This window comes from Neotabrizicola sp. VNH66 (genome assembly GCF_049445895.1).
In the GTDB taxonomy this organism is placed as follows: Bacteria; Pseudomonadota; Alphaproteobacteria; order Rhodobacterales; family Rhodobacteraceae; genus Pseudogemmobacter.
The window spans coordinates 227,600-245,866 of sequence record NZ_JBMSDW010000006.1 but is presented as its reverse complement, the minus strand read 5'-3'; the positions used below and the strand labels follow the sequence as shown (position 1 = coordinate 245,866).

Sequence of the window (18,267 nt, the reverse complement as noted above, 5' to 3'; positions counted from 1 at the left end):
GCTTTGCGGCCCCGGGGTTTCATGCTAAAGCGGCGCCACGGTCGGCAGTTCACCGAGGCGTCGCTGTCCCCTCCGGGGAAGCTAAACCTGCCGCAGACAGACGAAGCACATCTGGTAATCCCCCGTGCCCGTCGCCAAGCCAGCGACCTGCGATCTTCCTGCGGCACGGACAGGATGAACCGATGACCCGAGACACCATTCCCCTTCCCGTGGCGGATCTGTCCGCCTTTTCCCGCGCCCTTGCCCGGCAACTGGCCGCGGCGCCCGGCCTGCCCTCGCATCTTGCGCTGATGAACATGCTGGCCCGCGCCGGGGGGTTCCGCAATTACCAGCATCTGCGCGCCAGCCATGCCGCAGGCGCGCGGATGGAGGCCGCCCCGGCCCCGGAGGAGACCGCCGATCTGGCACTGGCCGAACGCGCCATTAACCAGTTCGACCGGCAGGGCCGGCTGAAGCAATGGCCGGCGCGCCGCAATGTGCAGGTCCTGTGCCTCTGGGCTTTGTGGTCGCGCCTGCCGCGCGGGCGGGTGATGACCGAACGGCAGGTGTCCGATCTGTTGCGCGACTGGCATCTGTTCCACGATCCGGCGATCCTGCGGCGCGACATGGTGGAAATGGGGCTGCTCTCCCGGCGCGAGGGGATGGATTACCGCCGCGTCGAACAGGCCCCGCCCGCCACCGCACTGGCACTGATCCGGCAACTGGCCTGACCGCAAAGACAGGCCGACGCCCTGTTCTGTCCCGCAAACCCTGCCGGAGCGGCCGCATGACCCGAATGTGCCCGCTCCGGCTGTCCCTGCGTCGCGGGTGCCGGCGGCAGCGGCTGTGGCCGGCAAGATGCCCGTCCTCATCCCGCCCCGGCTTCAACCTGCCGGGGAAAGGCGCGCGTGGCTGTTCCGCGGCGGTATGCTCGACCCCGTCAAGGTGACCTGCAGCGTGCCGTAGAATGCGGCCCCGCTCGCCTCGGCCCTGATCACCACCGGGCGATGATCCCACCCACAAGGCTCCCGCCCTGCCCAGCGGCGGCGTGGGCGGCATGGACTTCTGATCCATCCCCCTTGCGGGAGTTGCGAAGGGCGGCCCATCGGGCCGCCCTTTTGCGTTTGGGGTTGACCTGTATTGCGGATGAAGCAGTCAGTCGTGCATACCAGTGCGAGCCGTATGAATCTTTTCTATCAACACCGCGATGGTATCGGAGGCCGCGGCATCGTGATGCTGAACGTCAAACGTGCCGTCCTCTGGGGATTTGGGAAGAAAGTAGAGTTCAAATCGGTCGCCGAAAATCTCAACTTCAGTCCGTCCTCCATCCCAAAACAGGCAGACACTAAGCCACTTACCCGTGGCTGCCTCGCTGGGTGGGAAACCCGCCAACCGAACAGCTTCCACCAGACGCACCGCATTTTTCAAAGCGGCATCGTCTGGCTGCTGATCCCAATTGCATCTGATGTCTGCCCAAGGGTCTGACATTGCCGTCTCTTTCCGATTCTGTGACAGCGACATAGCACGAACGACCGCAATGGGCTCACAGCCCCTTCTCCAGCCGGTGGATCACATGGCCCGTCTCGTCATCCCGGCGGGAGATGCCGGTGGGGCGGAAGTCTTCCCGTTCCCAGAACGCCCGGCCGCGGGGGTTTTCTTCCAGCACCGCCAAGAGCAGACGGGGGGCAGAGCGCTGGCGGGCGAGGCGTTCGACCTCGGCCAGCAGGGCCGCGCCATGGCCGCTGCCGCGCAGGCGGGGGGCCAGCAGCATCAGGCCCAGATAGCCGTCTTCGGGCGCGGGAAAGCCGAAGGACAGTTCCGCCACACCGGACAGGCGGCCGTCGACGAACAGCCCCAGCCGGTGGCTTTGCGCCGGGTCGCAGCCGGGCGGGCCATCGGTAAAGAACTCTGCGGCCTTCTGCGCATCGGGCGGGCGGCGGTCGGCCAGACGCCAGTAGTCCTGCGCCTCCTCATAAAAGGCCGCGACCAGCGCCACCTCGGACGGGGCCAGTTCACGGATCAGCACGGGCAATCTCCAGCACCTCCAGCACCTCCAGCATCATCGCCCCGGAAGGGCGGCGCCATGTCACCTCATCCCCCACCTGCGCGCCCAAAAGCGCCCGCGCAAGGGGCGCATGCGGCGCGATGCGGCCCAGCGTGGCGTCGGCCTCATCCTCGCCGGTGATCTCATACCAGCTTTCACGCCCGCCCTCGTCCACCACCCGCACCCGCAAGCCGAAGGCCACCTCGGTCAGCGGGCGGCTGGCCGGGTCCGAGACAATGGCGCTGCCGATCCGCGCCTCCAGCCAGCGGATGTCGCGTTCCGCCGCGGCTTCGGGCAGCTTGTCCAGCCGGTCCGCCCGCGCCCGCAGCGCTGTCAGATCGGCCCGCCGCGCCTCCAGCCTGGCGCGCAAGGCGCGCAGCCCGCGCGGGGTCACCACATTGGGATGCGGTGAAACGGGCAGTTCCGGCAGGTCGGGCCGGTCCTTGCCCGCATCCTCGTTCACGAAGGCGCGGCTCATCTGAGGATCGGCTCCAGCGGGTCATACAGCGCGGGCGCCGTGTCCCAGGTCGCCGCGGGCAGCAGATCGGGCTTGAACCGCACCGTGCCGCTCTCCAACTCCGCGCGCGAGAAAAACCGTCGCTCGGTCACGATCCCCTCCGGGTCGCGCCATGCGGAGTCCAGTTTCCCCGCCAGCACCTTACAGCGGAAATAGATATCGACCTGATGAAAGCCGCTGGCCGGATCGTGGAATTCGTTCACCAAGACCGGCGCGGGCTGGACGGCAACCGAAAGCCCGGTTTCCTCATGCACCTCGCGGATCAGGTTGTCCGGCAGCGAGGTGCCGCCCTCGGCCCCGCCCCCGGGCGCGCACCACAGGTTCAGCCGCGCGCCGCGATAGGCATTGACCAGCAGAAGCCGGTCGTCCTGCAGGATCAGCGCGCGAACGGCGATGCGGGGTTTCATCCGGGCCATATGCCACCCTTGCCCGAGATGGCCGCGCTGTCCAGCCTGACCTCTGCCCGTGCAGGGGGCGCTGCCCCCTCGGCCTGCGGCCTCACCCCCGGGATATTTGGGCAAACTGGAATGGGCTTTCCGCTTTGCGCAAATATCCCCGCCGGAGGCAGGCACGGTCATGGCGGCGGCCTGCGGCGCGATCCGGCTGATCCGCCCTTGCCGCCGGACGGGCGCGGGGCCACTCTGGCCGCCGCACAAGGAGGCGGGCAGAGATGAGCTATTCCACCGTTTCACGCCGGATCGCCCGGCTTTGCGGCCGCCCGGCGGCGCTCTTGGCCGCGACGGCCTTTATCGTGGTCTGGGCCGTCACCGGGCCGCTGTTCGGCTGGTCCGACGGCTGGCAGCTGGTGGCGAATACGGTGACCAATGTCGTGACTTTCCTGATGGTCTTCCTGATCCAGACCAGTCAGGACCATGACACCGCCGCGATCCAGCTGAAGCTGGATGAGCTGATCCGGGCCACGAACGGCGCGCATAACGCGCTGCTGGATCTGGAGGAGCTGGACGAACGGGCCATTGCCGAGTTCCGCGCCCGCTATATCCAGCTGGCGCGGGAGGCGCGGGCGCGGCGGGCGCAGGGCGCCAGCGACACCGATTCTCCGGAGGCCTGAGCCCGTGGCCGCGGCGACGGTGCTGCTGATTCACGGGCTGGCGCGGACCTCACGCTCGCTGGTGCCGATGGCCGTGGCGCTGCGGGCAAAGGGATTTCGGGTGGTGAACTGGCGCTACCCGTCGACCGGCGCCGCGCCGCGGGGCCTTGCCGATGCGCTGGACGGTGCCTTTGCCCTTGCCGGGCCGGGAACGGTTCATGCGGTGACCCATTCCATGGGCGGCATCCTGTTGCGCGACTGGCTGTCGCGGCACCGCCCGGCGGGCTTCGGCCGGGTGGTGATGCTGGCGCCGCCGAACCACGGGTCCGAGATCGTGGACCGTCTGGGCCATCTGCCGCCCTTCCGCTGGATCAACGGGCCGGCGGGGCTGGATCTTGGCACCGGACCGCAAAGCTGGCCGAACCGCCTGCCGCCGGCGGATTATCCTTTGGGCATCATTGCAGGCAACCGCTCGGTCAGCCCGTGGTTTTCCTCGCTGTTGCCGGGCGAGGATGACGGCAAGGTCAGCGTGGCCAGCACGCGGCTGGAGGGGATGGCGGACCATATCACCCTGCCGGTCAGCCATACATGGATGGTGATGCAGCCGCAGGTGATCCGCCAGAGCCTGCATTTCCTGCGTATGGGGTGCTTCGACCACGGGGCGCTGGCGCAGAGCCCGGCCTGAGGGCCTGTGGCGGGCGAGCGCCCCCGTGCGGTGTTACCAGTGCGGCGGGCGGACGTTGGCGGCGGGCGCCTCTCCGGCCATCTGCTCGCGCTCGGCCTCGCGCTCCATCAGCAGGCGGACGCGGCGGGTCAGCAGGTCGATCTCGCCCGCCTGCCGGGCCACCACATCCGACAGGTCGTCCACCGCCCGCATCAGATGGGCCAGCTTCTCTTCCATCGCCTCGGTCCGGTCCATCTGCGCGCCCTTCCTGTGCCCTGCGGCCTGCCATCGCTTGCCGTGCCTGCCCCCATCCGCTAAGGGAACCCCGCAAGGCAAGAGGGTTTCCCATGTCCGAAGGCAAGATCCGCCGTCCCCGGGCCGAACCGCCCAAGGGCTTCCGCGACTATTTCGGCGCGGAAGTGACCGAACGCAAGCAGATGCTGGACCGGATCGCCGAAGTCTATCATCGCTACGGCTTTGATCCCTTGGAAACCTCGGGCGTCGAAACGGTCGAGGCTCTGGGCAAGTTCCTCCCCGATGTGGACCGTCCGAATGAGGGTGTGTTCGCCTGGAAGGATGAGGACGAGAGCTGGATGGCGCTGCGCTATGACCTGACCGCGCCCCTGGCGCGCGTCGCGGCGCAGTACAGGAACGACCTGCCCTCGCCCTATCGCCGCTATGCCATGGGGCCGGTCTGGCGCAATGAAAAGCCGGGACCGGGCCGGTTCCGCCAGTTCTATCAATGCGATGCGGATACGGTGGGGTCCGGGTCGGTGGCCGCGGATGCCGAGATCTGCGCCATGCTGTCCGACGCGCTGGAGATCGTGGGCATTCCGCGCGGCGATTACGTCATCAAGGTCAACAACCGCAAGGTGCTGAACGGGGTGATGGAGGTCGCGGGCCTGTCGGGAGACGACAAGGCCGAGGAACGCGGCATCGTCCTGCGCGCCATCGACAAGATCGACCGTCTGGGCGAAGCGGGCGTCCGTGCCCTGCTGGGCGAAGGCCGCAAAGACGAGAGCGGCGACTTCACCAAGGGCGCGGGGCTGACGGTTGCGCAGCAAGAGATAATAATGCGCTTTGTTGGGGCTAACTCAGCGATCACTCGCATCTTGGAGCAAGTAGAGGCAGCTGCAAAATCTCACGATCCAAAGTTTGCTTCCCTTCTCGGGCTGGCATCTTGGGCAACGGACCCCGACTGGATCTCGATTGCGGGTCGCGGCGATAAAGAAGGCGCGCTCAGGAACAAATTTACCCTGAACTATTTGGCAGACCTCGTAAAAACATCCGCCCAAGGCAAGGAGGGCGTCGAAGAGCTAGCGACCATTTCCTCGCTTCTTGCTACACAAGGCTATGGTGCAGATCGAATTTCCATCGATCCCGGCGTCGTGCGGGGGCTTGGCTATTACACCGGACCGGTGTTCGAGGCGGAGCTGACCTTTGAAATCCTGGACGAAAAGGGCCGGAAGCGCAGCTTCGGCTCGGTCGCCGGGGGTGGGCGGTATGATGATCTGGTGAAGCGCTTCACCGGACAAACAGTGCCTGCGACGGGCGTGTCCATCGGGGTGGACCGGCTGCTGGCGGCCTTGCGGGCCAAGGGGCGGGTTGGTGACTCGGATATCTGGCGAGGGCCGGTGGTCGTCACCGTGATGGACCGCGACCGGATGGCCGATTACATGGCCATGGTCGCCGACCTGCGGCAGGCGGACATAGACCCGAACGATCCTAGCAAGGGCAAAATCCGGGCCGAGGTCTATCTGGGCAATCCGAAGAACTTCGGCAACCAGCTGAAATATGCGGACAAGCGGCAGTCGCCCATTGCAATCATCCAGGGTGCGGATGAGGCAGCCAAAGATATGGTCGTGCTGAAGGATTTGATCCTCGGTGCCGAAATCGCCAAGGATGCTACCTTGGAAGAGTGGAAAGGTCGTCCTGCTCAGATCACTGTGAAACGCGCCGACCTCGTTTCGGAGGTGCAGAAGATGCTTGCCGCCACCGATAAGAACGCAAACCCGTCCGAGAACGGGTTCGATGACCTGCTATGACCGCCGACAAAACCGCCATCCGGGCCGAGGCTGAACGGCTTTATGCCGCCTTTCTGGCGGCAGGCGCGCAGCCGGTGGAAACCGACATCCTGCAACCGGCGGAAACTCTGCTGGACCTTTATGGCGAGGATATCCGCGCCCGCGCCTATGTGACCGCCGATCCGCTGCATGGCGAGATGATGCTGCGGCCGGATTTCACCGTGCCCGTGGTGCAGGCGCATATGGCGGGCGGGGCAGACCCGGCGCGCTATGCCTATATGGGTGAGGTTTTCCGCCGGCAGGAACATCTGGACGGCCGCGCGCGGGAATATCTGCAGGTCGGCTATGAGGTCTTTGACCGCAATGCACCCGAGGCCGATGCCGAGGTTTTTGCGCTGTTCGCAGGGGCCCTGGCCGATCTGAACCTGCGGCCCGCCACCGGGGATATCGGCATCCTGACCGCCGCGGTGCGGGGCCTGTCGACGACCGACCGTCGCAAGGCCGCACTTCTGCGCCACATCTGGCGTCCGCAACGGTTCCGCCTGCTGCTCGACCGTTTCGCCGGGCGCGCGCCGGTGCCCGCGGCCCGCGCGCAGCTTCTGGAACGACTGGCAGCCGATGCACCCGAGGCGCTGGTGGCGGCGGCGGGGCCGCTGGTGGGCCTGCGCTCGCCCGAAGATATTGCCGCCCGCGCGGCGGCGCTTCTGGAGGATGCGGCGACGCCGCCCCTGAAGGCGCCGGAGGCGGCGCTGCTTTATGACCTCTTGTCCCTGCAGGCTCCGGCGCAGGCCGCGCTGGCGCATCTGCGGGGCATCGCGCCCATGCTGCCCGCCATCGAACCGGCGATCGAAACCTTCGCCGCCCGCCTCTCCGCGCTGGCCGCGCGCGGGGTGGATGTGGCAAGCCTGCCGTTCGAGGCCAGCCATGGCCGCACCACGCTGGAATATTACGATGGCTTCGTCTTCTCGCTGCACGGGCCTGCGGACCTGCCCGCAGTGGCCAGCGGCGGGCGCTATGATGCGATGACCAGCGTGCTGGGACAGGGGCGGTCCATTCCGGCTGTGGGCGCCATCGTCCGGCCGGAACTCGTCGCCCGGCTGAGGAAAGCGTGATGCTGAAGATCGGCGTGCCGTCCAAGGGGCGGCTGATGGAAAAGACCTTCGACTGGTTCGGCGCCCGCGGCGTGACCATGGCCCGCACCGGCAACGAGCGTGAATATTCGGGCGCGGTCGACGGGGTTGCGGGCGTGGAGCTGGTGCTGCTGTCCGCCGGGGAAATCCCGCGCGAACTGGCCGCCGGGCGCATCCATCTTGGCGTGACCGGGTCTGACCTCGTGCGCGACAAGCTGGCCGACTGGGACCGGCAGGTTGCGGAATGGGCGCTTCTGGGCTTCGGCCATGCCAATCTTATCATTGCCGTGCCCGCGGGCTGGATCGACGTAGATACGCTGGATGATCTGGACGCGGCCGCGGCGGCGTTCCGGGCGACCCATGGGCACCGCCTGCGGATCGCCACCAAATATCACCGGCTGGTGCGGGATTTCCTGACCGAAAAGGGTGTGGCCGATTATGCGCTGGTGGACAGTCAGGGCGCGACCGAAGGCACGGTGAAGAACCTGACGGCCGAGGCGATTGCCGACATCACCTCGACCGGGGAAACCCTGCGGGCGAACCACCTGAAAATTCTGTCTGACGGGCTGATCCACCAGTCGCAGGCCACGCTGTACCTTAGCCACCGGGCCGACTGGTCCGACGCGGGCGCGGTGCTGACGGCTTTGGCCGCGCGGCTTGGGCTGGCGGCGCCGGCCCTCGCGCCGGATCAGGCGCATCCGGTTTCACGATAGGCGCAGGATGGCGGCTGTGAAGGACGGACGTCCGGCGTGAAAGCTGATGGGCTGGCGCCAGTCCTTCCATCCCCGAACATGATCCTGATGCGGTTTCCGCACTCATCCCGCCGGATGTCACAGTGGATGGCGCCCGCGCGGCATGCGAGCGGAGTTACAAGGCATATCCTCTTGTTTCACAACGGGTCTCTGAACGACCCTGCCACATCTTTCCGGCAGGACGACAACCTTGTCTAGGACGCGACAACACGCCCGACAAACGCAAAAGGGCGGCCCGAAGGCCGCCCCCGCAGTCCCGCAAAGGGGATGGATCAGAAGTCCATGCCGCCCATGCCGCCGCCCGGCATCGCCGGAGCAGCAGCCTTGTCGGCCGGCTTGTCGGCGATCATCGCCTCAGTCGTGATCAGCAGCGAAGCCACCGAAGCCGCGTTTTCCAGCGCGGTACGGGCAACCTTGGCCGGGTCGATCACGCCGAAGGCGAACATGTCGCCGTATTCTTCGGTCTGGGCGTTGAAGCCGAAGGTGTTCGAAGCCGATTCGCGGATCTTGCCGGCAACCACGGCGCCATCGACGCCCGAGTTTTCCGAGATCTGGCGCAGCGGAGCTTCCAGCGCGCGGCGGATGATGGCGATGCCGACATCCTGATCCGAATTCGCGCCCTTCAGGCCTTCCAGAACCTTGGTCGCCTGAACCAGCGCCACGCCGCCGCCGACGATCACGCCTTCCTGCACGGCCGCACGGGTCGCGTTCAGGGCGTCGTCCACGCGGTCCTTGCGTTCTTTCACTTCGACTTCGGTCGCACCGCCGACGCGGATCACCGCAACGCCGCCGGCCAGCTTGGCCACGCGCTCTTGCAGCTTTTCACGGTCGTAGTCCGAGGTGGTTTCCTCGATCTGGGCGCGGATCTGACCCACGCGGGCTTCGATCTCGGCCTTGTCACCGGCGCCATCAACGATGGTGGTGTTGTCCTTGTTGATCGAGACCTTCTTGGCACGGCCGAGCATGTCGATGCCGACATTTTCCAGCTTCATGCCCAGATCGTCCGAGATCACCTGGCCGCCGGTCAGGATCGCGATGTCTTGCAGCATGGCCTTGCGACGGTCGCCGAAGCCCGGAGCCTTGACGGCAGCGATCTTCAGGCCGCCGCGCAGCTTGTTGACGACCAGCGTGGCCAGAGCCTCGCCTTCGACGTCTTCGGCCACGATGACCAGCGGGCGCTGCGACTGGATCACGGCTTCCAGCAGCGGAACCATCGGCTGCAGCGACGAGAGCTTCTTCTCGTGCAGCAGGATGTAGGCGTCTTCCAGGTCCGCAATCATCTTGTCGGCATTGGTGACGAAGTAGGGCGACAGGTAGCCGCGGTCGAACTGCATGCCTTCGACGACTTCAACCGAAGTCTCCAGGCCCTTGTTCTCTTCGACGGTGATCACGCCCTCGTTGCCGACCTTCTGCATCGCATCCGCGATGAAGCGGCCGATCGAAGCTTCGCCGTTGGCCGAGATGGTGCCGACTTGGGCCACTTCGTCCGAGTCCTTGACCGGGCGCGAGGCATCCTTGATCGCCTGAACGACCTTGGAGGTGGCCAGGTCGATGCCGCGCTTCAGATCCATCGGGTTCAGGCCGGCCGCGACCGAGCGCAGGCCTTCCTTGATGATGGCTTGTGCCAGCACGGTGGCGGTGGTGGTGCCGTCGCCGGCTTCGTCATTGGTGCGCTGCGCGACTTCCTTGACGAGCTGGGCGCCCATGTTCTCGAACTTGTCCGAGAGTTCGATTTCCTTGGCGACCGACACGCCGTCCTTGGTGATGCGCGGGGCACCAAACGACTTTTCGATCACGACATTGCGGCCCTTCGGGCCCAGCGTCACCTTGACCGCATCGGCCAGGGTGTTGACACCGCGCAGCATGCGGTCGCGGGCATCGGTGGTGAATTTGACGTCCTTGGCAGCCATTGCTGTTTCTCCTTGGAATGGTTTCAGGTCAGGTCAGCGATCTCAGGCCAGGACGCCGAGAATGTCGCTTTCCTTCATGATCAGCAGCTCTTCGCCGTTGACGGTGACTTCGGTGCCCGACCACTTGCCGAACAGGACGCGGTCGCCCGCCTTCACCGACGGCGCGATCAGCTCGCCCGAATCCTTGCGGGCGCCTTCGCCCACGGCCACGACTTCGCCTTCAGCGGGCTTTTCCTTGGCGGTATCGGGGATGATCAGGCCGCCCTTGGTCTTTTCTTCGGACTGGACACGCTTGACCAGCACGCGGTCATGCAGCGGTTTGAAAGCCATCTGGTAACTCTCCCTTGGGTTCCAGGTTCGATGGGATCAGCACTCGCACATGACGAGTGCTAACGGCGAGAGAGGTAGGCAAAGCCGGTTCACCTGTCAACACCCGTGCATCGGCAAAAGTGAGAGTTCAAAATCCGCGAACAGGGCTTGGGTTCAGGCGCGGGGAGTGCCACCTTGGATGCGTAGCACCCCAACCGGAGGCCCGATGCGCCGCATCCTTTCCGCCGCCCTTGCCGCCCTTTGCACCCTCGGGCCGATCACCTCTGCTCCGGCCGCGGCAGAATCCGCGCCGTTGAAGGAATGCGGCGGCGTGAACCTGTTCGACGCGCTGCCGCCGGACGAACAGGCTGCCCTGAGCGCCCGCGCCGAGTCCGCCCCCTTCGCCACCGGCAATTTCTGGCAGGCCGAACGGGACGGGCAGGAGATGACCATCATCGGCACCTATCATCTGGCCGATTCCCGCCATGACGCCGTCGTCACCGCGGCCGAGCCGCTGATCCGGGATGCCGCGGCGCTGCTGGTCGAGGCCGGTCCGGACGAGGAAAAGGCGCTGAAGACGGCCATGACGGAGGACCCGTCGCTGATCTTCATCACCGAAGGGCCAAGCCTGCTGGAACGGCTGCCGGCCGAAACCTGGGAGCGGCTGTCCGCGGCGATGGAGACGCGCGGCATTCCCCCCTTCATGGCGGCCAAGTTCCAGCCGTGGTATGCGATGAGCGTGCTGTCCCTGTCCCCCTGCGAAATGCCTTCGGCGGGCACACCGCGCGGGCTGGATTCCGCGCTGATCGGCACCGCCACAGAGGCGGGCATCCCGATCAGGGCGCTGGAACCCTATGACACGGTATTCTCGATCTTCGGGGCCATGACCCCGGATCAGGAAACCGACATGATCGAATCGACCCTGTTGATGGAGGGCCGGAGCGGCGACTTCACCGTCACGCTGGCGGATCTGTATTTCCGCGGTGAATCGCGGGTGATCTGGGAACTGACGCGCGAGGTCTCGTATGACCTGCCCGGCGCCACGCCCGAGCAGGTGGATGCCGAAATGGCCATGATGGAAGACGCGATGATGAACCGCCGCAACCGCGCCTGGATTCCGGTGATCGACGCGGCCGCGGCAGAAGGGACCGGCCCGCTGGTCGTGGCCTTCGGTGCGCTGCACCTGTCGGGGGAAGAAGGGGTGCTGAATCTTCTGGCGCAGGAGGGCTGGACCCTGACACCGCTGGAGTTCTGACCCGGGAAAGGGGGTGGCGCGGGCAGCGCCACCCCCGTCTTTTGCGATCCGGTCTTTTGCGGACCAGCGTCTCCGGTCAGCCGCCGCGGCCCTTTCCGGGCAGGCGCAGCGGGCGGATGGCCGCGACCTGCGCACGGGGACCGGCGGGCTGGCTCTTGCCTTTGGCGTTGAGGGCGGCGGGGTCGAAGCCGCGCGCCGGTTTCGGGGGAGCCGCCACAGAACCGGCCGGATCGGTCGGCAGCAGGTTACGGCCCGCCATGGCGGGGGGATGGGATTTCTTCGGCATCGGATGGCCTTTGTGAATGGAACAGGGATCAGCCCTCGCATGGAGGGCGCGACGCACGGGCGCTCAGCCGTGCCGGATCCGGGTCATAACCATTGTCAGGGCACTCCTCTTCAGGGGTTGCGGCGCGCAGGGACTGCGCGGGCGGCGGCCCGTTCCGGGGCTCAGGCGTGATGATCCATGGCCAGTGCACTCCTCTGAAGTGCGCAGTGTTTAGCATATCTGCCCGCCCGCGTCAAAACCGCGCCCAGCCCTCCCTGGTGCCCCTCCCCCGTGACAAACCATGCTGCACCGCCTATAAACCGCGCCGAATTCCCATAGACCGCAGGTTTCCCATGACGACGCTCGTCTTCGGCCACAAATCGCCCGATACCGATTCCACCGGCTCTCCCATCGCCTGGGCCTGGTATCTGTCCGAGGTGAAGGGCATCCCTGCCCGCGCCGTCCTTCTGGGTGAGCCGAACACCGAGGCCGCCTTCGTCCTGCGCCATTGGGGCATCGAGAAGCCCGAGATCATTGCAGACGTGGCCCCCGGACAGGATGTAGTGGTGGTGGACACCAACAACCCCGCCGAACTGCCCCCCGGCATTGCCGAGGCGAACCTGACCCAGATCATCGACCACCATATGCTGGTGGGCGGGCTGAAGACCAAATCGCCGATCGAGATCACCATCCGGCCGCTGGCCTGCACCGCCACGCTGATGCATGACCTGATGGGCGCCGATGTGGCCCGCGCGCCGAAGGCGGTGAAGGGCGCGATGCTGTCCTGCATCCTGTCCGATACGCTGGAATTCCGCAGCCCGACCACCACCGCCCATGACCGCGCCGTGGCCGAGGCGCTGGCTGCCGATCTGGGCGTGTCGATCCCGGATTATGCCGCGCAGATGTTCGAGGCGAAGTCGGATGTCTCCGCCTTTTCGGACGCCGCACTCCTGCGGATGGACAGCAAGGAATATTCCATAGGTGGCAAGGAGTTGCGGATTTCCGTGCTGGAGACCACCGCACCCAAGCTCCTGCTGGACCGCAAGGACAGCCTGATGGAATCGATGCCTGCCGTGGCGGCAGAGGACGGCGCCGATCAGGTGCTGCTCTTCGTGATCGACATCCTGCGCGAAGAGGCTACGCTTCTGGTGCCGAACGATCTGGTGAAACAGGTGGCCGAGGCCAGCTTCGGCTGCACCGTGTTGGGCGACACCGTCGTTCTGCCCGGAATCATGAGCCGCAAGAAGCAGATCATCCCTATGCTGAAGATCTGATCCTGCTGCGGCAGCCGCGCCGGGGGCTTTGCGCCCCCGGACCCCCGCAGGATATTTCCGCCAGTATGAAATGCCGTCTTTGAGAAAGGATCACCGATGACCCGTCTCATCGCGTCGCTGGCCGAAGTGTCAGGCCAATATGATGCCGTGTTCTGCGATCTTTGGGGCTGCCTGCACAACGGCAAGGTGGCCTTCCCGGCCGCGGTGGCCGCGCTGCATGCGGCGCGGGCGCAGGGGGTGACGGTCGTTCTGCTGACCAATGCGCCGCGGCCGAAATCCAGCGTGGCGGCGCAGCTGGACCGGCTGGGCGTGCCGCGCAACGCCTGGGACGAGATCGTCACCTCGGGCGATGCGGCACAATTCGCGCTGGTGACCGGGGCCGTGGGGCGCCGGATCCATCACATCGGTGCGCCCAAGGATGAGCCCTTCTTCACCGATTTCGCCGCGGATATTGCCGCCGTGGCCGCGGGCCAGCCACCTGTGCAGCGGGTGACGCTGGACGAGGCCGAGGGGATCGTCTGCACCGGGCTGCGCGACGATCTGACCGAGACGCCGGCCGACTATCGCGCGACGCTCATGATGGCGAAACAGCTGGGCCTGCCGATGCTTTGTGCGAACCCCGATATCGTGGTCGATTTCGGCGACCGGCGGCTGTGGTGCGCGGGCGCTCTGGCGCGGGATTATGAGGGTATGGGGGGCCGCGCGCTGTATTTCGGCAAGCCGCATCCGCCGATCTATGACCTTGCCCGCCGCCGCCTGTCCGCGCGGACCAAGGCGGAGGCGCCGGCGATCCTGTGCATCGGCGACGGCGTCGGTACCGATGTGCAGGGCGGGTTGGCGGAGGGGCTGGATGTGATGTTCGTTACCGGCGGCATCGAATCTGCGGCCTTTGGCCCGGATGCGCAGCGCCCCGACCCCGCGCGGCTGGAGACGTGGCTGGCGGAAAGGGCGCTGTCGCCGGTCTGGGCCATCCCCCATCTGGCGTGATTTCTGCGATGCGGCGGAAATATTGTTTCACAAATGAGACACCTAATGAACGTTTCGTGCGCAACAGAATTGCGCCGCAATGCAGCATCTGCTAGAACCCCGGACATAGCCGGGGGGAGCCCATGATGCTGGACACGACACACAACCTGCCGCGCGGAACGATCTGCATCGAGGATCTGGAAATCGGCATGGTGCGGACGCTGACCAAGACCGTCACCGACCGCGATATCGAACTGTTTGCCGAGGTTTCGACCGACCGCAATCCGGTGCATCTGGACGAAGCTTACGCACAGGACACCATGTTTCAGGGCCGGATCGCCCATGGCATGCTGACAGCGGGGCTGATTTCAGCGGTGATCGGGGAACAGCTGCCGGGCCATGGTACGGTCTATCTGGGGCAGAGCCTGAAGTTTCTGGCCCCCGTCCGCCCGGGCGATCAGGTGACGGCAAAGGTCGCCGTGCTGTCGATCGACCATGCAAAGCGCCGCGTGACCCTTGAAACCACCGCCTCGGTGGGTCAAACAACGGTCCTGAAGGGCGAGGCGCTGGTTCTGGCGCCAAGCCGCAAGTTCGACTGACGGGGCGGGCGCCGCCCCCACGGGGTGCGATGCAGATTCATCAGGACTGGCAATGGCTGGACCCCGCGGCCCGCGGCGCCTCGGTCGCCATCGGCAATTTCGACGGCCTTCACCGCGGGCACCAGTCAGTGATCGACCTGGCCCGCGGCAAGGGCCCGCTTGGCGTGGTGACGTTCGAGCCGCATCCGCGCGAATTCTTTGCTCCTGACAGCCCCGCGTTCCGGCTGATGAATGCCGAAGCCAAGGCCAACCGGCTGGCCAAGCTGGGGGTGGCGCATCTGTTCCAGCTGCCCTTTGGCGCGCCGCTGGCCGCGCTGACGCCCGAAGGCTTTGCCCGCGATGTGCTGGCCGAGGGGCTGGGCGTGCGGCACGTGGTGATCGGGCAGGATTTCTGCTTTGGCAAGGCGCGCGCCGGCACCGCGGCGGACCTGCGCGAACTGGGCCTGCGGTTCGGCTTTGACACCACCATCGCGCCGCTTCTGGCGGTGGAGGGGGTGGAGATCTCCTCGACGGCGATCCGCACCGCTTTGGCCGAGGGGCGCCCCCGCGATGCCGCCGCCATGCTGGGCCACTGGCACCGGATCGAGGGCGAGGTGATCCATGGCGAAAAGCGCGGCCGCGAACTGGGTTATCCCACGGCAAACATGAGCCTGAGCGGCCTGCATCTGCCGAAATTCGGGGTCTATGCGGTGAAGGTGGACGTGCTGTCCGGCCCGCAGGCCGGCAGCTATTCCGGCGCGGCCAGCCTTGGCGTGCGGCCGATGTTCGATGGCGAAGTGCCGAACCTTGAGACCTTCCTGATGGATTTCAAGGGCGACCTCTATGGCCATCACCTCTCGGTCGCGCTGGTGGAGTACCTGCGGCCTGAGATGAAATTCGACGGGCTGCCCGCGCTGATCACCCAGATGGATGCCGATTGCGCCAGGGCGCGGGCGATCGTGGCGGCGCTTTAGCCGCCCCGGCCGGCGCGCCGGGGGTTTCACCCCCGGACCCCCAGAGTATTTGGATCAAGAGGAAATGGGCAGCCGCGCGGCTGGTCGCTGTCCCGCCCTTCCCTTTTTACGGCGGACAGGGCAGGTTGCGGCCATGTCCGACCTGCGCCCCCGGTTCTGGGAAACCATCCCGCTGAAGAAGATGACGCCTGCCGAATGGGAGGCGCTCTGTGACGGCTGCGGCAAATGCTGCCTGAACAAGCTGGAGTTCGAGGATACCGGCGAAGTGGCCTTCACCAATATCGCCTGCCGGCTGTTCGACAATGACACCTGCCGGTGCGGCGATTATGCGAACCGCAAGCGGCACGTACCGGAATGCGTGGTGCTGACGCCGAAGACGCTGGCGAAATCGGCCTATTGGATGCCCGCGACCTGTGCCTACAAGCTGCTGTATCAGGGGCGCCCCCTGCCCGACTGGCATCCGCTGCTGACCGGCGATCCGGACAGCCCCCACAAGGCGGGCCAATCCGTCATCGGCCGCACCGTATCGGAACTGACGGTGCCCGAGGAGGACTGGGAAGACCATATCATCGAGGAGATGCCCTGATGTTCTTTGCCTCGGACAACACATCGGGCGCCGCGCCTGAGGTCATGGCCGCGCTGACCGCCGCGAACGAGGGCGCCGCGCGCAGCTATGGGACGGATGCGCTGATGGATCTGGTGACAGACCGTCTGCGCCGCACGTTCGAGGCGCCGGAGGCGGCGGTCTATCTGGTGGCCACCGGCACTGCGGCCAATGCGCTGGCGCTGTCGATGCTGTGCCCGCCGTGGGGCGCGGTCTTCTGCCACCGGCTGGCCCATATCGCCGAAGATGAATGCGGCGCGCCGGAGTTCTATACCAACGGCGCGAAGCTGGTGCTGGTGGACGGCGCGCATGGCAAGATGGCGCCCGAGGATCTGCGCGCCGTGCTGGCACGGACCGGGGCGGGCGGTGTCCATGGCGTGCAGCGCGGCGCGCTGTCCCTGACCAATGTGACCGAGGCAGGCACCGTCTATACCGCGGCCGAGATCGCCGCGCTGGCGGCCGAGGCCAAGACCTTTGGCCTGCCGGTGCATCTGGACGGCGCGCGCTTTGCCAATGCGATTGTGGCGACCGGCGCGAAGCCGGCCGAGATGACCTGGAAGGCGGGCGTCGATATCCTGTCCTTCGGCGGCACCAAGAACGGCTGTCTGGGGGTCGAGGCGGTGGTGATCTTCGATCCGGCAAAAGCCTGGGAGTTCGAACTGCGGCGCAAGCGCGGCGGGCATCTGTTTTCCAAGCACCGCTTCCTGTCAGCGCAGATGGCGGCCTATCTGGACGAAGGCCTGTGGCTGCGTCTGGCCCGGCAGGCCAATGATGCCGCGGGGCGGCTGGCGGCGGGGCTGACGGCCAAAGGCGTGGTGCAAAGCCACAAGGTGCAGGCCAACATGATCTTTGCCGAATGGCCTGCAGGCACTGCGGACCGGCTGGGTGCCGCCGGGGCGCAACTTTATTCCTGGCCTCTGGACGACGGGCGCGAGGGCGCGCGTCTGGTCACCAGCTGGTCCACCCGCGACCGCGATGTGGACGCCTTCCTGGCAGCACTTTAGGCCGCGTCCAGATGGGCCTGCACGGCCCGGGCCACCAGATCGGGATGGGTGATCGGCACCATATGCCCCGCCCCCGGCACGATCAGCCGGGTGGCATGGGGCAACCGCGCGGCCAGCGCGGACTGGATCGAATCCACCACCGCCGGGCTGTCACCGCCTTCGACGAGAAGGACGGGCACAGCCACCCCCTCCAGCCCGCCGGGCCGCAGGAGCCGCGCGCTGTCATGGACCAGCGCGCCGGTCTGGGCCGCGATATGGTGGATGCGGTCGGTGATATAGCGGCGCTGCCGCTCGGGCAGGTCGGCCAAAGCCTCGCCGCTGCCCCAGAGCGCATGGAAGGCCGCGGCCCCGGCCTCGCGGTCCTGCGTGATCAGCGCGGCCACGCGGGCCTGTGCGGCCAGCTGTGGGGCGGCGGCCGGGTCGGCCATAGCCGCGGCGAACAGCGGCGGTTCGACCAGCACGAGGCTGCGCACCAGTTCCGGCCGGTCCAGCGCCAGCCGCAGCGCAATCGTCGCGCCGAAGCTGTGGCCGATGATATCCACCGGCCCGCCCGCGCCGATGCGCTGCGCCAGATCGGCAGCGATCCTTGTTGTCAGGTCGTGCAGATCGCCGGTGCCGTCCCAGTCGGCGGCGCGGCCGTGGCCGGGCTGGTCCAGCGCGGTGAGCGTCACGCCCGCCAGCCGCTCGGCCAGACCTGCAAAGGCCCCGGAATGCGCCAGCGAGCAATGCAGCGCCAGAACCGGGCGGAGGCCGCCCCGGTCCCACACCCGCCACGGTGTCAGATGTCCGGCAATCAGGTCTTCGGGCATGGCCCCCTCTTCGGCAATCGCGCCGGATTAGCGCCCCCTCTGCCGCCGATCAACCCCCTGCCCCGCGGCCCGCGCTTTCCCCGCGTCATTTGGGTCGGGAATCGCCGCCCTTGCCCTTTGCGCCCGGCCCTGCCGGTGCTATGCCGCGGCCAGCCGATTCC

General features: G+C 66.7%; 22 protein-coding genes. 14 read left to right on the top strand and 8 right to left on the bottom strand.

Translation table 11 applies throughout. The annotated features are described in order from the left end of the window. Positions 1 to 182 precede the first annotated feature (182 nt). Both ACO2Q5_RS11450 and ACO2Q5_RS11445 read left to right on the top strand, forming a co-directional pair. On the top strand, positions 183 to 710 hold the full coding sequence (locus ACO2Q5_RS11450; protein ID WP_423291067.1) for a DUF2087 domain-containing protein: 528 nt from the start codon (positions 183 to 185) through the stop codon (positions 708 to 710). A gap of 451 nt (positions 711 to 1,161) precedes the next feature. Further along, complete coding sequence (locus tag ACO2Q5_RS11445; RefSeq protein ID WP_423291065.1) at positions 1,162 to 1,464, top strand: hypothetical protein; 303 nt, start codon at positions 1,162 to 1,164, stop codon at positions 1,462 to 1,464. Positions 1,465 to 1,522: 58 nt separating this feature from the next. Here ACO2Q5_RS11445 and ACO2Q5_RS11440 read toward each other — a convergent pair whose 3' ends face one another. The 3 genes from ACO2Q5_RS11440 to ACO2Q5_RS11430 are packed head-to-tail and all read right to left on the bottom strand — an operon-like array spanning position 1,523 to position 2,956. Then, entirely contained in the window at positions 1,523 to 2,005 is a 483-nt protein-coding gene (locus tag ACO2Q5_RS11440; protein ID WP_423291063.1) for a GNAT family N-acetyltransferase, read from the bottom strand. Beyond that, on the bottom strand, positions 1,992 to 2,501 hold the full coding sequence (locus ACO2Q5_RS11435; protein ID WP_423291061.1) for a GreA/GreB family elongation factor: 510 nt from the start codon (positions 2,499 to 2,501) through the stop codon (positions 1,992 to 1,994). The genes ACO2Q5_RS11440 and ACO2Q5_RS11435 overlap by 14 nt, the downstream gene beginning before the upstream one ends. Then, the gene (locus tag ACO2Q5_RS11430; RefSeq protein WP_423291059.1) at positions 2,498 to 2,956 is read right to left on the bottom strand and encodes an NUDIX domain-containing protein; all 459 of its coding nucleotides are present in this window, start codon (positions 2,954 to 2,956) and stop codon (positions 2,498 to 2,500) included. Before ACO2Q5_RS11430 ends, ACO2Q5_RS11435 begins: the two co-directional genes overlap by 4 nt. A 254-nt stretch (positions 2,957 to 3,210) precedes the next feature. Here ACO2Q5_RS11430 and ACO2Q5_RS11425 point away from each other — a divergent pair, with 254 nt between their 5' ends. Both ACO2Q5_RS11425 and ACO2Q5_RS11420 read left to right on the top strand, forming a co-directional pair. Next, positions 3,211 to 3,609, top strand: coding sequence for a low affinity iron permease family protein (locus tag ACO2Q5_RS11425; protein ID WP_423291057.1), 399 nt, complete (start codon positions 3,211 to 3,213; stop codon positions 3,607 to 3,609). Between the two features lie 4 nt (positions 3,610 to 3,613). Next, on the top strand, positions 3,614 to 4,273 hold the full coding sequence (locus ACO2Q5_RS11420) for an esterase/lipase family protein (RefSeq protein ID WP_423291055.1): 660 nt from the start codon (positions 3,614 to 3,616) through the stop codon (positions 4,271 to 4,273). 33 nt (positions 4,274 to 4,306) lie between these two features. Here the strand turns inward: ACO2Q5_RS11420 and ACO2Q5_RS11415 are convergent, their stop codons facing one another. Beyond that, the gene (locus ACO2Q5_RS11415; RefSeq protein WP_423291053.1) at positions 4,307 to 4,507 is read right to left on the bottom strand and encodes a SlyX family protein; all 201 of its coding nucleotides are present in this window, start codon (positions 4,505 to 4,507) and stop codon (positions 4,307 to 4,309) included. Positions 4,508 to 4,599: 92 nt separating this feature from the next. Here ACO2Q5_RS11415 and ACO2Q5_RS11410 point away from each other — a divergent pair, with 92 nt between their 5' ends. Genes ACO2Q5_RS11410 through hisG form a run of 3 tightly spaced genes read left to right on the top strand, consistent with a single transcriptional unit; the run spans position 4,600 to position 8,119 of the window. Next, positions 4,600 to 6,297: a histidine--tRNA ligase gene (locus ACO2Q5_RS11410; RefSeq protein WP_423291051.1), complete on the top strand. Its 1,698-nt coding sequence runs from the start codon at positions 4,600 to 4,602 to the stop codon at positions 6,295 to 6,297. After that, a complete protein-coding gene (locus ACO2Q5_RS11405) occupies positions 6,294 to 7,388 on the top strand; it encodes an ATP phosphoribosyltransferase regulatory subunit (protein WP_423291049.1) in 1,095 nt (364 codons plus the stop codon). The genes ACO2Q5_RS11410 and ACO2Q5_RS11405 overlap by 4 nt, the downstream gene beginning before the upstream one ends. Next, positions 7,388 to 8,119, top strand: a complete 732-nt coding sequence (gene hisG, locus ACO2Q5_RS11400; protein WP_423291047.1) for an ATP phosphoribosyltransferase — start codon at positions 7,388 to 7,390, stop codon at positions 8,117 to 8,119. The genes ACO2Q5_RS11405 and hisG overlap by 1 nt, the downstream gene beginning before the upstream one ends. 311 nt (positions 8,120 to 8,430) lie before the next feature. Here the strand turns inward: hisG and groL are convergent, their stop codons facing one another. Together groL and groES are read right to left on the bottom strand one after the other, a co-directional pair. Further along, positions 8,431 to 10,068: a chaperonin GroEL gene (gene groL, locus ACO2Q5_RS11395; RefSeq protein WP_423291045.1), complete on the bottom strand. Its 1,638-nt coding sequence runs from the start codon at positions 10,066 to 10,068 to the stop codon at positions 8,431 to 8,433. Between the two features lie 42 nt (positions 10,069 to 10,110). Further along, on the bottom strand, positions 10,111 to 10,398 hold the full coding sequence (groES, locus tag ACO2Q5_RS11390) for a co-chaperone GroES (protein ID WP_423291043.1): 288 nt from the start codon (positions 10,396 to 10,398) through the stop codon (positions 10,111 to 10,113). Between the two features lie 205 nt (positions 10,399 to 10,603). Between groES and ACO2Q5_RS11385 the strand changes: the two genes are divergently transcribed. Further along, on the top strand, positions 10,604 to 11,632 hold the full coding sequence (locus tag ACO2Q5_RS11385) for a TraB/GumN family protein (protein ID WP_423291041.1): 1,029 nt from the start codon (positions 10,604 to 10,606) through the stop codon (positions 11,630 to 11,632). Between the two features lie 76 nt (positions 11,633 to 11,708). Here the strand turns inward: ACO2Q5_RS11385 and ACO2Q5_RS11380 are convergent, their stop codons facing one another. Further along, positions 11,709 to 11,918: a hypothetical protein gene (locus tag ACO2Q5_RS11380; protein ID WP_423291039.1), complete on the bottom strand. Its 210-nt coding sequence runs from the start codon at positions 11,916 to 11,918 to the stop codon at positions 11,709 to 11,711. Between the two features lie 332 nt (positions 11,919 to 12,250). On the opposite strand from ACO2Q5_RS11380, the gene ACO2Q5_RS11375 reads away from it, so the two are divergent. The 6 genes from ACO2Q5_RS11375 (at position 12,251) to ACO2Q5_RS11350 (ending at position 17,297) form a co-directional block, all read left to right on the top strand. Beyond that, positions 12,251 to 13,171 (top strand): manganese-dependent inorganic pyrophosphatase, encoded by a 921-nt coding sequence (locus ACO2Q5_RS11375; protein WP_423291037.1) that lies wholly within the window; start codon positions 12,251 to 12,253, stop codon positions 13,169 to 13,171. Positions 13,172 to 13,267: 96 nt separating this feature from the next. Next, positions 13,268 to 14,158, top strand: a complete 891-nt coding sequence (locus ACO2Q5_RS11370) for a TIGR01459 family HAD-type hydrolase (RefSeq protein WP_423291035.1) — start codon at positions 13,268 to 13,270, stop codon at positions 14,156 to 14,158. Positions 14,159 to 14,283: 125 nt separating this feature from the next. Continuing rightward, the gene (locus tag ACO2Q5_RS11365; RefSeq protein ID WP_423291033.1) at positions 14,284 to 14,736 is read left to right on the top strand and encodes a MaoC family dehydratase; all 453 of its coding nucleotides are present in this window, start codon (positions 14,284 to 14,286) and stop codon (positions 14,734 to 14,736) included. Positions 14,737 to 14,765: 29 nt separating this feature from the next. Next, positions 14,766 to 15,689 (top strand): bifunctional riboflavin kinase/FAD synthetase, encoded by a 924-nt coding sequence (locus ACO2Q5_RS11360; protein ID WP_423291031.1) that lies wholly within the window; start codon positions 14,766 to 14,768, stop codon positions 15,687 to 15,689. Between the two features lie 133 nt (positions 15,690 to 15,822). Continuing rightward, complete coding sequence (locus ACO2Q5_RS11355) at positions 15,823 to 16,275, top strand: YcgN family cysteine cluster protein (protein WP_423291029.1); 453 nt, start codon at positions 15,823 to 15,825, stop codon at positions 16,273 to 16,275. Further along, positions 16,275 to 17,297, top strand: a complete 1,023-nt coding sequence (locus tag ACO2Q5_RS11350; protein WP_423291027.1) for a threonine aldolase family protein — start codon at positions 16,275 to 16,277, stop codon at positions 17,295 to 17,297. Before ACO2Q5_RS11355 ends, ACO2Q5_RS11350 begins: the two co-directional genes overlap by 1 nt. Here the strand turns inward: ACO2Q5_RS11350 and ACO2Q5_RS11345 are convergent. After that, positions 17,294 to 18,106, bottom strand: coding sequence for an alpha/beta fold hydrolase (locus tag ACO2Q5_RS11345; RefSeq protein ID WP_423291025.1), 813 nt, complete (start codon positions 18,104 to 18,106; stop codon positions 17,294 to 17,296). The genes ACO2Q5_RS11350 and ACO2Q5_RS11345 overlap by 4 nt on opposite strands. Positions 18,107 to 18,267: the final 161 nt, after the last annotated feature.

What these genes read in the sequence shown, in the direction of transcription:
- ACO2Q5_RS11450 (WP_423291067.1), top strand. Translation starts at nt 183, where the DNA reads ATGACCCGAGACACCATTCCCCTTCCCGTGGCGGATCTGTCCGCCTTT.
- ACO2Q5_RS11445 (WP_423291065.1), top strand. Translation starts at nt 1,162, where the DNA reads ATGAATCTTTTCTATCAACACCGCGATGGTATCGGAGGCCGCGGCATC.
- ACO2Q5_RS11435 (WP_423291061.1), bottom strand. Translation starts at nt 2,501, where the DNA reads ATGAGCCGCGCCTTCGTGAACGAGGATGCGGGCAAGGACCGGCCCGAC.
- ACO2Q5_RS11430 (WP_423291059.1), bottom strand. Translation starts at nt 2,956, where the DNA reads ATGGCCCGGATGAAACCCCGCATCGCCGTTCGCGCGCTGATCCTGCAG.
- ACO2Q5_RS11425 (WP_423291057.1), top strand. Translation starts at nt 3,211, where the DNA reads ATGAGCTATTCCACCGTTTCACGCCGGATCGCCCGGCTTTGCGGCCGC.
- ACO2Q5_RS11415 (WP_423291053.1), bottom strand. Translation starts at nt 4,507, where the DNA reads ATGGACCGGACCGAGGCGATGGAAGAGAAGCTGGCCCATCTGATGCGG.
- ACO2Q5_RS11410 (WP_423291051.1), top strand. Translation starts at nt 4,600, where the DNA reads ATGTCCGAAGGCAAGATCCGCCGTCCCCGGGCCGAACCGCCCAAGGGC.
- ACO2Q5_RS11405 (WP_423291049.1), top strand. Translation starts at nt 6,294, where the DNA reads ATGACCGCCGACAAAACCGCCATCCGGGCCGAGGCTGAACGGCTTTAT.
- hisG (WP_423291047.1), top strand. Translation starts at nt 7,388, where the DNA reads ATGCTGAAGATCGGCGTGCCGTCCAAGGGGCGGCTGATGGAAAAGACC.
- groL (WP_423291045.1), bottom strand. Translation starts at nt 10,068, where the DNA reads ATGGCTGCCAAGGACGTCAAATTCACCACCGATGCCCGCGACCGCATG.
- groES (WP_423291043.1), bottom strand. Translation starts at nt 10,398, where the DNA reads ATGGCTTTCAAACCGCTGCATGACCGCGTGCTGGTCAAGCGTGTCCAG.
- ACO2Q5_RS11385 (WP_423291041.1), top strand. Translation starts at nt 10,604, where the DNA reads ATGCGCCGCATCCTTTCCGCCGCCCTTGCCGCCCTTTGCACCCTCGGG.
- ACO2Q5_RS11380 (WP_423291039.1), bottom strand. Translation starts at nt 11,918, where the DNA reads ATGCCGAAGAAATCCCATCCCCCCGCCATGGCGGGCCGTAACCTGCTG.
- ACO2Q5_RS11375 (WP_423291037.1), top strand. Translation starts at nt 12,251, where the DNA reads ATGACGACGCTCGTCTTCGGCCACAAATCGCCCGATACCGATTCCACC.
- ACO2Q5_RS11370 (WP_423291035.1), top strand. Translation starts at nt 13,268, where the DNA reads ATGACCCGTCTCATCGCGTCGCTGGCCGAAGTGTCAGGCCAATATGAT.
- ACO2Q5_RS11365 (WP_423291033.1), top strand. Translation starts at nt 14,284, where the DNA reads ATGCTGGACACGACACACAACCTGCCGCGCGGAACGATCTGCATCGAG.
- ACO2Q5_RS11360 (WP_423291031.1), top strand. Translation starts at nt 14,766, where the DNA reads ATGCAGATTCATCAGGACTGGCAATGGCTGGACCCCGCGGCCCGCGGC.
- ACO2Q5_RS11355 (WP_423291029.1), top strand. Translation starts at nt 15,823, where the DNA reads ATGTCCGACCTGCGCCCCCGGTTCTGGGAAACCATCCCGCTGAAGAAG.
- ACO2Q5_RS11350 (WP_423291027.1), top strand. Translation starts at nt 16,275, where the DNA reads ATGTTCTTTGCCTCGGACAACACATCGGGCGCCGCGCCTGAGGTCATG.
- ACO2Q5_RS11345 (WP_423291025.1), bottom strand. Translation starts at nt 18,106, where the DNA reads ATGCCCGAAGACCTGATTGCCGGACATCTGACACCGTGGCGGGTGTGG.